Origin of the sequence: Peredibacter sp. HCB2-198 (assembly GCF_045999315.1) — a bacterium.
Lineage (GTDB): Bacteria > Bdellovibrionota > Bacteriovoracia > Bacteriovoracales > Bacteriovoracaceae > Peredibacter.
This window is the reverse complement of sequence record NZ_CP174607.1, coordinates 2,916,252-2,929,385: the sequence shown is the minus strand read 5'-3', so window position 1 is coordinate 2,929,385 and position 13,134 is coordinate 2,916,252. Positions and strand designations below refer to the sequence as shown.

Sequence of the window (13,134 nt, the reverse complement as noted above, 5' to 3'; positions counted from 1 at the left end):
GCGGTTATGCATCTTATCACAATGGCACACCTGGGTGAAGCCCAAGGCGTCATCGAAAAATTTAAACTTCAAAGAATTGATTCAGACCTCTTCAAAAACGAAGAGTTGGTGCTGGTATTGACCGGTGAAGGTCCCTTCGAGGCCTCGATTAAAACTTCACTGATGCTGGGAAAATTCCCTATTTCAAAGGTCATTAATCTAGGGATCGCTGGCGCCTTAAATGCAGAACTTAAAGTTGGAGAGATTTATCCCATCAGAACGCATTATCTGGTTCAAGACATGCGCCCAGCTTTTAAAAGTTTTGTGAGCGCAGAAAAAGGTGAAGACTGCTTGACCACATTCGAACGTATCTTAGATGCTGATAAGGCCCGTGCTCTTCGTGGAATGGGTGGCATTGTGGACCGTGAGGCCTGGGGAAGCGCCTATGCGGCCAAGTCTGCGGGTATTCCTTTTGAGTCTTACAAATTAATTTCTGATATCGCGGGAACAGTAGGAGCTTGTGAATTGGTTCGTGACCATGCTTCAGAATTTTCCATGAAACTTGCTCTCTACTTAGGGACAGTTCTGACTCACAAAGAAAGCGTGGATGAGATAGTCACTCTTCCTGGTTTCCACTTCACGTTTACCAGTGGCCATCGTTTTAAAGCACTTCTCACAAAACTTTCGATTAAATATGAGGTGTCTTCAGAAGAGCTACTTAAAACTTTAAATCTGGATGAGATCCGAGAGAGCATTTCTTTCCCAAAAGACCGGGCGAAAGTTCTTCTAGAAAAAATGGAATCTAAACTTGATCCTTTCCGAGAAAAGCTAAAAGCGAGCAAAGAAAAATGGACCTCGCCTTTTACTAAGGTAGGAATTTCGATTGAAACTGATCCGAACTGGGAAAACAAGGAAGTGACTTTGCGTTTCTCGGTTGCGAGTGATTCAGAACTGAAATCAAAACTTGATACATTAAATAAACTCTCCCTTGTGCCATTCTCTGAACTCATGGAAGGAAAACTAGATGTGGAATGAAATCTATGTCGAAGAGGACATAAAGCTTCATCCCCGCGTGACTTCCATTTTGGGAAAACTCAAAAAAGAACCGCTTTATCTTGAGCGCTATGATGATATTTGGGGACGATCAAAAAAACCGTATCTTCAAAAACGTGACTCACTCAATCTTTTTCTCGCCCGTAAAAAAGGCCAGCTTTTAAAAGAGGCCCCCGACGCTTATGGAAGTCATGGTGAGCCCCACTACTATTTCATTCATGCCTACAACTGCATCTACGAATGCCAATATTGCTACCTTCAAGGATACTTTAACACTCCCGACATTGTTCTTTTCATTAACCACGAAGAGATCATGCAGGAGATGGAAGAGGTCCTTAAAAAGCATCCTGGACAGAAGGTCTGGTTTCACGCGGGAGAATTCTCAGACTCGTTAGCATTGACTCATCTGACTGGTGAGCTAGAACTCTATCACGGTTTCTGTGAAAGAAACCCGAATGCCATTATTGAACTCAGGACCAAATCCGTAAACGTTCGTGAGATCGAAAAACTTAAACCTCTTCCAAACCTCATTGTGAGTTTTTCGCTTTCGCCTTCATCTATGGCCCGTCGGGTGGATCTAAAAACTCCAAGTGCAGACTCTCGAGTCAAGGCCATGGGCATGTTAAAGTCACTGGGCTTTCACATTGCCGCCCATTTCGATCCGATTGTCTATGAAGATAATTTCAAAGAGACCTACACTGAACTCCTTCAGCAGATGAAGGACCTTAACGGAGATTTAAAATATCTCTCATTAGGTGTGGTTCGTTTCACCAAAGACGTTTACCGTGAGGTGGAACGCAATTATCCGGAATCGGTTCTTCATACGGGCCCCATGATTAAAAGCTTTGACGGTAAGGTTCGCTATCACCGCCCCATGCGGATGTGGCTCATGAACAGTATTAAAGAACTCGCCATCACTCATGGAGTAAGACCAGAGTCGATTTATCTTTGTATGGAAGAAAATGCTTAAACGCCCAGAACTTTTCCAAAATGGATTTCATAAAACCTATTTCCCTTTGGGAGATGATGTTCGCGAACTTGTTCGTAATGAAGACTGGAAAGGAGTCGACAATGCTTTTCAGGAACTCACAAAAGAGAACGGTCGCCTCTATAACTTTTTAAAAACCTTTCACGATTTTTCGAGCATTGAATTCATTATCAGCATCCGAGACGCGGCCAATGATTGGGAAGAAGATGGCATCTGGCACGACGATGGATCACGGGTCTTTGCTTTCTCGCTCTCCCTGACTGAAAACTCAGATCAGATAGAAGGTGGCCGATTAGGTGTTCGCCAAAAAAACACTGAAGAGTTTTTACAAATCCCAACACCTGAATTCGGTGGAATTATTCTTTTCCTCACTGGCATCTACGGCTTTGAACACAAGATTCATCAAGTGACCAAGGGTCGTCGGATCATTATTGCTGGCTGGTGCTCTTGGGAAAATAAATCATTAAAACGATGCTGAAGCTCATTGGCCGTGAGATCCTCTTCATGGGTCGCTATGATCCAGCGATGACCAAAGGGATCTTCTAATAGACCAGATCTGTCTCCGTAAAATTGCTTTGAGATGGGCAAAAGAACCTTGGCCCCTTCTTTCACAGCTTCTTCAAAAAAGCCTTCACAGTCTGGAGTATAAATTTGGATGGTGACAGGAGTGCCATGAAGTTTAAGCGGACCACTTTGATAGATCCCCTCTTCAGTTAGCATTATCACAGTATCTTGAATTTTAAATTCCGCATGAGCAACAATTCCATCAGGCTGCTTAAGCTCCATGGTGGTTTCTGCCCCAAAGGCCCTATTGTAGAACTCCAGCGCCTTCTCAACGTTTTTTACCGTCAGCATGACATTGATGGTTTTATAACCACTCGGAACGTAGTTAGGAATCGAGGACAACATAAGCACCTCGCTTAAGGTGTTTCGAAGAGTCCTGGAATAGAAAGATATCTCTCGCCGGTGTCATAACAGAATGTCAGAACTTTCCCAGGAGCCTTCGCCAATATTTTTCTCACGGCCGCTAAAGAGGCACCAGAAGAAATACCAACAAAGATACCTTCTTCTTTTGCCGATCTTTGGGCCATTTCAAAGGCCTCATCTTTTGTGATCGTCACCACTTCATCAATGACTGAACGATCAAGAATGCTTGGAACAAAACCAGTTCCAATTCCCTGAAGTGAATGGGGGCCAGGTTGACCACCGGACAACACCGCTGAATCCGCTGGTTCAACTGCGATCACTTTTAAATTTGGAAATTTTTCTTTGAGAACTTTACCCACGCCTGTGATGTGGCCACCGGTACCAACACCAGTGACAAGGTAATCAAGTCCATCCGGGAAATCTTTTAATATTTCCTGGGCCGTCATTTCAGCATGAACTTTCACATTATCTTTATTATCAAACTGCATCGGAATCCATGAGTTAGGAGTTGTTCCGAAGAGTTCTTGTGCGCGAGCAATTGAGCCCTTGATCCCTTTCTCTTTTGGAGTTAGTTCAAGCGAAGCTCCATAAGCGGCCATCACTTTCCTGCGCTCAATAGACATGGATTCAGGCATCACAAGAATAAGTTTATAACCTTTCACCGCACACACCATCGAAAGTCCAATTCCAGTGTTACCTGAAGTTGGCTCAATAATAGTCATGCCAGGTTTAAGCTCACCACGCTTCTCAGCTTCAGCGATCATTGAAAGAGCAATCCGGTCCTTGATTGAGGCCCCTGGATTCTGACGTTCTAACTTCATCCATACTTCAGACTGGCCGAACAAACGGTTGATCTTTACATGAGGAGTGTTGCCGATGACATCGAGAATGGATTGCCCTTTCATAATGAAACTCGCTTATTTTTTAAGTTTGTTCTTAATTTCGTCCATCAAAGTGTTCGCTGTACCCATAACTTTCTCAGCGGTCTTCTCGACTTTCGCTTTTAACTCGTCTTTTGGATACTTAGCAAGAAGCTCTTCAACCTTCTTAGTTGCGTCTTCTTTTGAGATTCCGAATTTTTCCTGAATAAGAGAAACCATGGCAACGGCATTGCCTTTTACTTTCTCAAGATCTCTTTCAGAAATAGAGTCCCACTTTTTCTTGGCCTCATGAGAAATATCCTTCCATTTTGATTTAAGGATATCCGTATCGAGATTCATAAAACTTCCTTTGTTATGAACAAGTCTTTCAACCGCCTCGATAATAGCACCAGAATCCACATGGTGCTTAGTGTACAATTCATCCGCAGAGTAAGCTGACTGACCAAATTCGCCCTTAATCGCTAAAGTTTCGACATCAAACTCAAGACCTAAAAGCTTAAGTTGGTGAACCAATTGTGAGCCCATACCACCAATTAATTGGTGATCTTCAACTGTTACAACCTTTGATCCACTCTCAGCGATCCAATTTGCAATTTGCGTAAAATCTGAGTGATTTACAAAGCTATGATTAATGACTGCTGCTTCAATTCCCTGCAATCTTAATTTTTCGGCCGCCTGAAGTCCTTTGGCCACCAATGAACCAGATACGATGATTGCAGCATCTGTTCCCTCGGCCAATTTCTGAGGTTTATGAAGATCGTAAGAAAGACCTTCTTTTACCTCTAGGGCGAAATTCTCACGGCCAATGAAGAAGATATAAGACTCTCCATCTTTTCCGCACTGGCGATCAGTTGCGATCTTTTGAACCGCCTTAAAGATATACTCTTCGGCCTCTTTAGCAGAAGCAACGTTTACAGTGTTTAAGTGAGGAATACTTCCAAGCGCACTTAGGTAAGTAAGAGATTGGTGAGAAGCACCGTCGGCCGCGTCCTGGAAACCCGTGTGTGAGAACACAGCGATCACTGGGGCCTGCGAAAGTGAGGCCATAATAAGAGGAAGGTTCCCTTTCGTTACACCGAAGGCGGCGAAAGTATCTACTACCGGAATGAAACCAACTTTACTCATACCAATCGCAGTTGAAACCATGTTGGATTCAGCAACACCAACATCCAGATAGTGATCAGGATATTCAGTATGGAAGGCCTTAAGACCTGTCGAACCTTGAAGGTCACTGGTGATTGAGAAAACCGGGTAGCCCTCTTTAGCAGCACGAGAAAGGGCCTTCGCTACGCCAATTTGAATTTTGTCTTTTGGAGTCGATGAACCAGAAGATTTTTTCTCTGGTTTAACAGTTAGTTCATTGGCCCAAGTTGTAAACTCAGCTGGAACAGCTTCGTCACCCCAGATTTCTTTTAGGAAAGCGTGAATGCCTTCATCATGGGCCTTTAATGGGAAGCCGTGGCCACCGGTAGATGAATCCATCGTCGACTTCACACCGTAACCTTTAATGGTTTTTAGCCAAATACAAACTGGCTTCGATGGATCTTTCTTTGCTTTCTCAATTGATTCTTCAATCACATGATACACGCCTTCAAGATCATGACCATTCTCAACTTTCACCACGTCCCAACCAAGATCTTTTAGAGAATCAAAAGTTGGCTGCATAGAAAACGAATCTTTATCAATTCGTCCACCAAGCTTAGTGTTGTTATCAGAGAGAAGCATCACGAATGGATTAAGTTTTCCTTTGCTCGCGAGACCTGGAACGGCCGTGAAAGCTTCCTTTGCTTCACCTTCCATCGCTGCACCATCAGAAACTGATACAACAGTCACACGATTGTTTTTTGCAACTTTGTCACCGGCCGCAAGACCTTGCGCTTGAGGGAAGGCCGAACCTAGAGGACCGTTAGAAAGAAGAACGCCTTCTGGATAAAGGTGAGATTCACCGTGACCAGTTAGCTTTGAACCCATAGCACGGAAACCTTTCAATGTTTCCATTGTAAGGTCGCCATAACCAAGTACTGTTCTAAGAGCGTAGATACCATTCTCAGCATGACCAATATCGTTTACGAAATTGAAATGATTGTACCAGTCTTTGTTTTTAAACATGAGTGCATGAAGAGCGGTCCAAGTTTCTGTCATGGCCGAAGGTCCACCCCAGTGACAAGCGGCCCCGCCATTGACAGCGGCCAGGTCCATAAGGGCGATCAATGAACGAGTCGCTTTCGGGTTCGCAAGGGCGACTTTCTTTTGCTTTGCGTCCTTAATCGACACAGAATATAGCGGCGATCCCGACGGAGCATCTAATAGTTTTGATTTAATATTCAAGGGTTTAAGTGACATGAAAGACCACCTTTGGGGGAATGAGATATGAATGAAAAGAGTATGGAGCAACCCTCAGAGTTAAGTCCACAAGATTCTTCAGTTTTGCACTTGCCAAGGTGCTCAAAAGAGCTTAACTTCATAGGACTTTTTTAAAACAGACTATTAGACCAAGGGAATTTTTATGGCACGTCAATGTGATCTTACTGGTAAAAGCCGTCAGGCAAACCATAAAGTGTCTCACTCAAACATCAAGACACGTACTTTTAAACAGCCTAACCTAAAGACTAAGAAAGTTTTCGATCCTGAGTCAGGTCAAACTATCCGTCTTAAACTTGCTACATCTACAATCAAGACTCTTGATAAGATGGGCCTTTCTAAATTCTTACGCAAATACTACAAATAATTGTAGTATATCTTTTACAATAAAAAGCTTCGAGCCCACGAATGTGGGCTCTTTTTTTTTCTATCCAAAACATTGTTTCTAATAAACTAACGTGTAACATCCTTGGCGCAAAAAACTTTGCTGACATAAGAGCGAGGCCAGTCAGGCAAATTGAGTGCCCCGGTGCTTGGATAATTTTGTCCTACAAAAACAGAAAGATGAGGAGCTCGCTGGGCCGTCTGGACTGAGGCATAACCGACATCGAAGCCTTTCAATGAGCAGAATGTATTTAACACTCCTTTTACGACGGAATTATTTTCTTCTCTCCAACCACTGCTATGCCATCCGAGTAAATAGGTGGCCTCACCAATTGTGATCGTAGGACTATCAAATCCCTGGCAGTCAGAAGGTCTTGTAGAGCATATTGAAGTGGCCGCAATCTGATCATAAGCACTCACCTTAAAAGACATTGTACCGAGAATTAAAAACGCCATCACTGCTTTCATAAAATCTCCTTTCTCATTAAGCAGAGAGGAAATAGCTTAAACAATTAAAAAAGTATTTGCTGGAAGCACTGAAAGCGTTGAGTTGAATTTGATGAATGCTGGAGTGCACATTCCATCTTATTCAAGTTTCGCGAAGAAATCATTTTTGACGCTAAAAAATCAAAGATCTAGGATGTAAGATTTAAAATAAAAAAGGGCCCCGAAGGACCCTCTTTTATTCGATCTTAGTAGATAACTTTCACTTCTTTAATCACCACTCCCCAACGGGCCTGGCTCGAATCCGAAGAGAACTCAACAGTTACTGACTGAGTATCAGTATAATCTGTTTCGTAGTTTTCACCTTTACCAGAAAGCTTTTCAATCACTCCGCCCTTGGCATCTTTAAGAGTAAGGAAATCGTAACCAGCTTCTGTTTCATACTTTTCAATCACGAACTTCACATACTTTGCACCAGGGAAAGTGTAAGTCTTAGAAGTTTTTGTGTTATCAAGGTATGGGTGAGCTGTTTCGAAAACTTCAGAAAGTTGTTCAACTCTCCAATCTCTCTCATTTGGTTCCTGACGAGGAATACGTGTATTCGTAAGGAAGTTGTAGGCGCTTACACGTCCACCAGCAACAGTTGTTTTACGGTAAGCTGAACCTGGAACTGTAGTCGCCATTAAACGGTTACGTAGCTCAAGAACTGGAAGACGACCTTGCTCGGCGATAAGAAGACCAACAACACCTGAAGTGTGTGGAGTTGCCATAGATGTACCAGAGAACACTTTATACTCTCCATTTGGAGTTGAAGAAAGAATGTTCGAGCCTGGAGCAGCTACGTGAACTGTGCGTTTACCAGTATTAGAGAATGAAGAAACGATATCCCCGGCCGTGTGAGAAGCAACGCTGATCACGTTGTCCACTTGGTATGTGGCCGGGTAAGAAGGACGTGAATCGTTGTTAGAAGAATCGTTACCAGCGGCCGCAACGAAAACGATGCCCTTATCTTTGGCCGCCTTGATTGAATCTTCTAGAGCTTGCGAGAATCCACCGCCGCCCCAAGAGTTACTCATGATATCAACGTTCATTTTTGTAGCGTAATCAATCGCCTCAACAGCGTCGGCAAGACTTCCTGAACCAGAGTCAGAAAGGAACTTTACGGCCATCAGTTGAACATCATCCATCACACCAGCAACACCGATACCGTTGTTGTGTTCAGCACCGATCGTACCAGCACAGTGAGTACCGTGAGCGTTACCGTCCATTGGATTACCGTTGTTACCTTCAGCGTTCCAACCGTGAATATCATCTACATAACCGTTGTTATCATCATCAATTCCGTTGCCGGCGATTTCTTTTGAGTTGGTCCACATTTGATTTTTTAGGTCAGGGTGATTGTAGTCGATACCAGTATCGATCACTGCTACTACCACGCGCTTAGAACCTTTTGTGATTCCCCAAGCTTGTTCAGCTGCAACGTCCGCACCTTGAACGTTTACGTTCGGAGATGTGTTACCATTTCTATCTGGCTCGTTAGAACCAGTGTTGTTAAGACCCCAAAGTTTCCCGTATAGAGGATCACGTGGAGCTGAAGCACTGAAGGCCTCACGAACTGTACCAGCAAGCATGCCTTCTACAGTTTGAACGTTATCAATCGCTTTATAGATGAAGTTTGGTTCAGCAAAAGATACTTCAGGAAGTGACTTAAGATCTGAGATCAATGAAGCAGTCGACTTAGCATTGCTTTTTACAAGCACGTACTGGCCCGCTACTGTGTTTAGTTGTTTTTTAACTTCTGCGCCCATAAGGGACTTCTTGGCCAGGAACTTACCCATGAAACCAGGCTTAACTTTTACCAGTACTTCACCCGGAACATGAGGAATTTCCGTAGATTGAGTACCTTTTGCGAAAGCACCTGTGGATAAAACTGCGAGACCTAATACCGAGACAATAGTCGTTTTTTTCATTCGCACTCCTAGCTCATAAAAATTTGCTCTATTTGTTAATTGTAGGAGGTTCCGAGTTTTTTACATGGGGAGGTAAAAAAGGCTTACGCAACCAGTCAATTAAGAGTGCCTCACTCGGATACAATTTCCTCTCTTCTCAAAATTCCAAAGTCTGTCACAATAGATGTGAGAGGGAATTTGTCACATGATTTACAACAAAAGCGGCCATCCGGTAGAAGTAAAAAAAATCTCTATTCGTCTTTGGAGTCTCAGAGATGAAATTGAAGCGGCCCTAGGTCGCAGGATGAAAGAATGTGAAGCGGCCGGAGTTCCTCTCTACATCGAAGACATTAAGAAATTTTATAATTTAAATGCCCCTACTTCCCCGGATAATGTTTTTCAATTAAAGCCCAAGGACGCCGATGGAGATGCTATGGCCTCTCTTATGGAATCCGTTGCTGAAGAGGCCAAGGAAGAGGCCGCCCCCCAAGCTGCAGAAGGCACAAATACCCTCAATGAAGCAGAAGAAATCATCGCTGAACAGACCATGCAGGGCCTTGAAACAAAGAAACCAAATCCAATCCTTGAGCGCCCATACCAGCGCCAGGCCCCGGATCTGAATAAAGTCTCTTATGGCTTCGTTCTTCTCTCAGATATCAACATGGAGAGCATCCTGAGTTTCACCAAGGACAAGTTCCTTCAGGGCCAGTCAGTGGTTGTTGAGTTCCTTATCCCTCAGAACTTTATGATGACAGCGGATGTGACCTATTGCCATCACTATGCCATGAGAAGCCGTATCATCAGCTCAACTAAGCCAGACTATCGCCTTCAGTGTAAGTTCGCTTATGCGATTCCAGGAGAGAGAGAAAATCTCAGAAACTTCCTAAAGTCCATTGAGCCAACAATCGCAGAAAAGAAATCTAAGAAAGAAGATGATTCCCTTGGAATTTAATCTCAGCGTATAATGTTTCTATGAAAGCATTACTTCGCCCGTCGCTATCCACGTTCCTCGTGGCCTTTTTCTTTTTGATTCTTTTATTTCTGGGACTATTCGCAGAGGTCTTTGAATCGCAAACTCCTGAAGTAGACATCGCTCAGATCTACGCGAACCCAGTTCCGGTCAATGAACTTCAACATCTAAAAACGCTGAAGCTTACCAATAAGCATGGTTCATTCTTATTCGAGAACACCGATCCACAAGGGAACCTTGCCGGTCCTTGGCAAATGCTTGAACCCCAGGCCCTTCGTGTGAAAGGTGATGTGGTCGCCAAAATCATTGATGCCCTTAATGTGATCCGTGTACGTAACTTTCACCGTCTTGAACCAATTAACATCACGAGTTTCTCTCTGGATAATCCAACTCTGACTCTCCTCTTCACAAATACTCGTGATAAATCATTCGAGATTAAAATGGGCCTGATTAATCCGATTGATAACTCGGCCTATCTTTCTCTTTCTTCACAAGATCAGATCTACCAAATTGATCCAATTGAGATGACTCTTGAGAGCTACGATCTGGCCCAGTTAGTGGAATCAAAAGTTCTGGCCGTGAACCTTGATTCACTCGCCTCACTTGAAATCTATGGCGAGAACACACTGGACCTGAAGCTTCTTAAGAAGGACGATCAGTGGGTTGACCAAAGTGGTACGGTCCTCTCGGAAGCAAAAGTGAAACGCTTCTTTGAGCGCCTGGAAGACATGAAAAGTTTCTCGATCCTGGATAAGTTAAATACGGACCAGCAGGTCTTCATGGAAAAGGTCATGGCCACTCCTGAATACAGTTTAAAACTTATTTCGGCCTCAGGGGTCCGTACTTATGTGATCGCTCCCATTAAGGGCCAGATTCCAGGCATGAACGTGGTTAAGAGCGATACCTATGCGCTATCAACAGATGAGAGACAGTCGTTTGTCTTGATTGATAAAGATCAGCTGAGAATGCTATCGACGAAAAGTTCGGAGCTAAAATAAAACGGGCACTCGGAAGAGTGTCCTGTTTCTAATTCAAGTTTGAAAATCATTTACAAGAATAAATTAAGATTCTAGTGATTCGACCCAATTCTATATAGTCTTGCCATTTGTTTGATGGAACTCGAGTTAATCAAGAATTCCAAAAACTGCAATGAGGAGACAATAAGTGGAAAAAACAAGCCCAACCCAAATCGAAAAAATGATCTACATTATTCGAGATCAAAAAGTGATGTTGGATTCAGACCTGGCCGAACTTTACGAAATCCCTACAGGCCGTATGAATGAACAAGTTAAAAGAAATCTTAAAAGATTTCCTGAAGACTTCATGTTTCAACTTACAGAGTTCGAATTCAACGAACTCCAAAACCTCATGAAGATTAAAGCAGAAAGACATGGAGGTAGAAGAAAAATGCCCTATGTATTCACTGAATGTGGAGTCGCAATGTTGTCATCAGTCCTGAGTAGTGAAAGAGCAATTTCTGTAAATATTGCGATAATGCGAACATTTGTCAGATTAAGAAGCTTCTTGGCCATGGATAAAACAATCTCAGAAAAAGTTGGAAGACTTGAAAAGTCTACGAACCATCTATTTAAAATTGTTTTTGAGCGATTAGATTCCTTAGAAGAAACACTTCCTGAGCATCCGAAAGATCGAAAAAAAATTGGATTAAATAAGGAAACTTGATATCGCAATTTGCGATATCAAGTACATCGGATTAGATGACGCTAGAAATAGTACAAATAAAAAAAGGGACCCTAGAGTCCCTTTTTTTATGAAATCTTTCTTTCGAAAATTACTTAATTTCTTTGTGAAGAGTGTGACGACGAAGATTTGGGTTATATTTCTTCATTTCAAGACGCTCTGGAGTCGTCTTTTTGTTTTTTGAAGTTGTATAACGAGAAGGTGAAGCACCTTCTTTTCTAGCTTCCGTACATTCTAAAGTAACAATAACTCGTGGTCCCTTAGCCATAATATCCTCGCAATGGTAATCATTTACTTAAAAGTCCACACACTATAGACTACCCGTAAGTACTTGACAAGTGTTAGTTGATGGAGAGAGTCGGATGCAATGCGTAAACATAGAAAATTGGACATATTGCCGTTATGAAAAAGGCAGCTTCATGGCCTTTATCAGCTTTGGCTCGAACCCTGAATCCATGACTGAAGACCGTCTGGAATATTATGTAACAGTTCTTGAGAACGAAGAAAAAGAAGTCTTCCAAGAGACCTTCGATTCACTATCGGATGCTTGTTTCTATTTAAATGAAAACTACAATGATTGGACCTTCGAAGACCAGACAGCTACAAAATCTGGTTGCTCGACGTGTGCTGCTCACTAAAATCCGGAAAATATTTTTGAATTTGTTCCTCTGAAAGAAGGCCCTTCATCGTCGCGGGAGAAAACTTCTCACCCGTTTCTTCGATGATCCCTTTGCGAATAGATTTCACGCCCTCTGAAGTTTCAAGTTCAAACAGAGGCGTCTCTCCCCAAAGCCAATCCCAGCTTCTCAACATATTAAAACTCGCCTGCATTTCAGGCAAAGAAAGAAGACTGCCATCTAATAGAATCGGAATGGTGTGAAGTGAATGGGCCACAAGATCAATCACGTCTTGAATCTCAACGCCAGGATGACGTTGTTGCAAACTAATCACTTTTGAGCGAACCGAGGCTATGGATTTGGTGTTCTTAGGCGCCATGGTTTGCTTCAAACTTTCTTCGAGTTTATTTAGATCAGAACTCACTAAAAAAGTTCCATGATGAAAAGAGGCCTCTCTTGTTTGTTTATAAGCAGACCCAGAGACTTTTTTCCACTCACCATTTCCGTCCTGAAGCCATAGATCATTACGGGGAGAAATCTGAAGTTCAATTCCAGCTTTTAAAAAAGCTTTTTGCAAAATCTCCGCGTGTTTTTTTCGGTCAATCATTCCCTCAGGAACAATAAAACTAAAATTTAAATTCCCTTCATCATGAAAAACACATCCTCCACCGCTTTGACGTCTTACCATCCAAATATCATTTTCCACAAGATACGGAAGATTGCATTCGACCCATGGATTTTGAAAACGGCCCAGCACCACACTCGGACGATTTACATAGAAAAACAAAAGCGGAAGATCCGCTCCTCCACGCAAAAAATGGTCCTCAAGGGCGAGGTTAATGAAAGGATTTTGAAAGGGCGAAGTGAAGACATTCATCAT

At 42.8% G+C, this 13,134-nt stretch carries 15 protein-coding genes; 8 read left to right on the top strand and 7 right to left on the bottom strand.

The window, feature by feature from the left end; all coding sequences use genetic code 11:
* Window positions 1-6: 6 nt before the first annotated feature.
* The 3 genes from ACJVC5_RS14875 to ACJVC5_RS14865 are packed head-to-tail and all read left to right on the top strand — an operon-like array spanning window position 7 to window position 2,498.
* Complete coding sequence (locus ACJVC5_RS14875; protein ID WP_408096322.1) at window positions 7-1,014, top strand: hypothetical protein; 1,008 nt, start codon at window positions 7-9, stop codon at window positions 1,012-1,014.
* On the top strand, window positions 1,004-2,002 hold the full coding sequence (locus tag ACJVC5_RS14870) for an SPL family radical SAM protein (RefSeq protein WP_408096321.1): 999 nt from the start codon (window positions 1,004-1,006) through the stop codon (window positions 2,000-2,002). The genes ACJVC5_RS14875 and ACJVC5_RS14870 overlap by 11 nt, the downstream gene beginning before the upstream one ends.
* Window positions 1,995-2,498 (top strand): 2OG-Fe(II) oxygenase, encoded by a 504-nt coding sequence (locus ACJVC5_RS14865; protein WP_408096320.1) that lies wholly within the window; start codon window positions 1,995-1,997, stop codon window positions 2,496-2,498. Before ACJVC5_RS14870 ends, ACJVC5_RS14865 begins: the two co-directional genes overlap by 8 nt.
* On the opposite strand, the gene ACJVC5_RS14860 is transcribed toward ACJVC5_RS14865, so the two are convergent.
* The 3 genes from ACJVC5_RS14860 to ACJVC5_RS14850 are packed head-to-tail and all read right to left on the bottom strand — an operon-like array spanning window position 2,423 to window position 6,171.
* Window positions 2,423-2,929 carry a VOC family protein gene (locus ACJVC5_RS14860; RefSeq protein ID WP_408096319.1) on the bottom strand — a complete coding sequence of 169 codons (507 nt, stop codon included), beginning with the start codon at window positions 2,927-2,929 and terminating at the stop codon, window positions 2,423-2,425. The genes ACJVC5_RS14865 and ACJVC5_RS14860 overlap by 76 nt on opposite strands.
* Window positions 2,930-2,940: 11 nt before the next feature.
* The gene (cysK, locus tag ACJVC5_RS14855) at window positions 2,941-3,852 is read right to left on the bottom strand and encodes a cysteine synthase A (RefSeq protein WP_408096318.1); all 912 of its coding nucleotides are present in this window, start codon (window positions 3,850-3,852) and stop codon (window positions 2,941-2,943) included.
* A 12-nt stretch (window positions 3,853-3,864) separates the two neighbouring features.
* Complete coding sequence (locus tag ACJVC5_RS14850) at window positions 3,865-6,171, bottom strand: transketolase C-terminal domain-containing protein (RefSeq protein ID WP_408096317.1); 2,307 nt, start codon at window positions 6,169-6,171, stop codon at window positions 3,865-3,867.
* Window positions 6,172-6,334: 163 nt separating this feature from the next.
* Between ACJVC5_RS14850 and rpmB the strand changes: the two genes are divergently transcribed.
* On the top strand, window positions 6,335-6,556 hold the full coding sequence (rpmB, locus tag ACJVC5_RS14845) for a 50S ribosomal protein L28 (RefSeq protein ID WP_321389657.1): 222 nt from the start codon (window positions 6,335-6,337) through the stop codon (window positions 6,554-6,556).
* An 86-nt stretch (window positions 6,557-6,642) separates the two neighbouring features.
* Here the strand turns inward: rpmB and ACJVC5_RS14840 are convergent, their stop codons facing one another.
* Window positions 6,643-7,041, bottom strand: a complete 399-nt coding sequence (locus ACJVC5_RS14840; RefSeq protein ID WP_408096316.1) for a hypothetical protein — start codon at window positions 7,039-7,041, stop codon at window positions 6,643-6,645.
* Window positions 7,042-7,265: 224 nt separating this feature from the next.
* A complete protein-coding gene (locus tag ACJVC5_RS14835; RefSeq protein ID WP_408096315.1) occupies window positions 7,266-8,987 on the bottom strand; it encodes a S8 family serine peptidase in 1,722 nt (573 codons plus the stop codon).
* A 184-nt stretch (window positions 8,988-9,171) separates the two neighbouring features.
* Between ACJVC5_RS14835 and ACJVC5_RS14830 the strand changes: the two genes are divergently transcribed.
* From ACJVC5_RS14830 to ACJVC5_RS14820, 3 genes are all read left to right on the top strand, one after another.
* Window positions 9,172-9,918 (top strand): hypothetical protein, encoded by a 747-nt coding sequence (locus tag ACJVC5_RS14830; protein WP_408096314.1) that lies wholly within the window; start codon window positions 9,172-9,174, stop codon window positions 9,916-9,918.
* 20 nt (window positions 9,919-9,938) lie between these two features.
* Window positions 9,939-10,934, top strand: a complete 996-nt coding sequence (locus ACJVC5_RS14825) for a DUF4340 domain-containing protein (protein WP_408096313.1) — start codon at window positions 9,939-9,941, stop codon at window positions 10,932-10,934.
* 166 nt (window positions 10,935-11,100) lie between these two features.
* Complete coding sequence (locus ACJVC5_RS14820; RefSeq protein WP_408096312.1) at window positions 11,101-11,619, top strand: ORF6N domain-containing protein; 519 nt, start codon at window positions 11,101-11,103, stop codon at window positions 11,617-11,619.
* Window positions 11,620-11,728: 109 nt separating this feature from the next.
* On the opposite strand, the gene rpmG is transcribed toward ACJVC5_RS14820, so the two are convergent.
* Window positions 11,729-11,905 (bottom strand): 50S ribosomal protein L33, encoded by a 177-nt coding sequence (gene rpmG, locus ACJVC5_RS14815; RefSeq protein ID WP_408096311.1) that lies wholly within the window; start codon window positions 11,903-11,905, stop codon window positions 11,729-11,731.
* 94 nt (window positions 11,906-11,999) lie between these two features.
* On the opposite strand from rpmG, the gene ACJVC5_RS14810 reads away from it, so the two are divergent.
* Window positions 12,000-12,275, top strand: a complete 276-nt coding sequence (locus tag ACJVC5_RS14810; RefSeq protein ID WP_408096310.1) for a hypothetical protein — start codon at window positions 12,000-12,002, stop codon at window positions 12,273-12,275.
* On the opposite strand, the gene ACJVC5_RS14805 is transcribed toward ACJVC5_RS14810, so the two are convergent.
* Window positions 12,238-13,134 carry a lipoate--protein ligase family protein gene (locus ACJVC5_RS14805; RefSeq protein WP_408096309.1) on the bottom strand — a complete coding sequence of 299 codons (897 nt, stop codon included), beginning with the start codon at window positions 13,132-13,134 and terminating at the stop codon, window positions 12,238-12,240. The two genes, ACJVC5_RS14810 and ACJVC5_RS14805, sit on opposite strands and share 38 nt — an antisense overlap.

Excerpts from the sequence above, each read along its gene's own strand:
- ACJVC5_RS14875 (WP_408096322.1), top strand. The coding sequence starts at position 7 with ATGCATCTTATCACAATGGCACACCTGGGTGAAGCCCAAGGCGTCATC.
- ACJVC5_RS14870 (WP_408096321.1), top strand. The coding sequence starts at position 1,004 with ATGTGGAATGAAATCTATGTCGAAGAGGACATAAAGCTTCATCCCCGC.
- ACJVC5_RS14865 (WP_408096320.1), top strand. The coding sequence starts at position 1,995 with ATGCTTAAACGCCCAGAACTTTTCCAAAATGGATTTCATAAAACCTAT.
- ACJVC5_RS14860 (WP_408096319.1), bottom strand. The coding sequence starts at position 2,929 with ATGTTGTCCTCGATTCCTAACTACGTTCCGAGTGGTTATAAAACCATC.
- cysK (WP_408096318.1), bottom strand. The coding sequence starts at position 3,852 with ATGAAAGGGCAATCCATTCTCGATGTCATCGGCAACACTCCTCATGTA.
- ACJVC5_RS14850 (WP_408096317.1), bottom strand. The coding sequence starts at position 6,171 with ATGTCACTTAAACCCTTGAATATTAAATCAAAACTATTAGATGCTCCG.
- rpmB (WP_321389657.1), top strand. The coding sequence starts at position 6,335 with ATGGCACGTCAATGTGATCTTACTGGTAAAAGCCGTCAGGCAAACCAT.
- ACJVC5_RS14840 (WP_408096316.1), bottom strand. The coding sequence starts at position 7,041 with ATGAAAGCAGTGATGGCGTTTTTAATTCTCGGTACAATGTCTTTTAAG.
- ACJVC5_RS14835 (WP_408096315.1), bottom strand. The coding sequence starts at position 8,987 with ATGAAAAAAACGACTATTGTCTCGGTATTAGGTCTCGCAGTTTTATCC.
- ACJVC5_RS14830 (WP_408096314.1), top strand. The coding sequence starts at position 9,172 with ATGATTTACAACAAAAGCGGCCATCCGGTAGAAGTAAAAAAAATCTCT.
- ACJVC5_RS14825 (WP_408096313.1), top strand. The coding sequence starts at position 9,939 with ATGAAAGCATTACTTCGCCCGTCGCTATCCACGTTCCTCGTGGCCTTT.
- rpmG (WP_408096311.1), bottom strand. The coding sequence starts at position 11,905 with ATGGCTAAGGGACCACGAGTTATTGTTACTTTAGAATGTACGGAAGCT.
- ACJVC5_RS14810 (WP_408096310.1), top strand. The coding sequence starts at position 12,000 with ATGCAATGCGTAAACATAGAAAATTGGACATATTGCCGTTATGAAAAA.
- ACJVC5_RS14805 (WP_408096309.1), bottom strand. The coding sequence starts at position 13,134 with ATGATGAATGTCTTCACTTCGCCCTTTCAAAATCCTTTCATTAACCTC.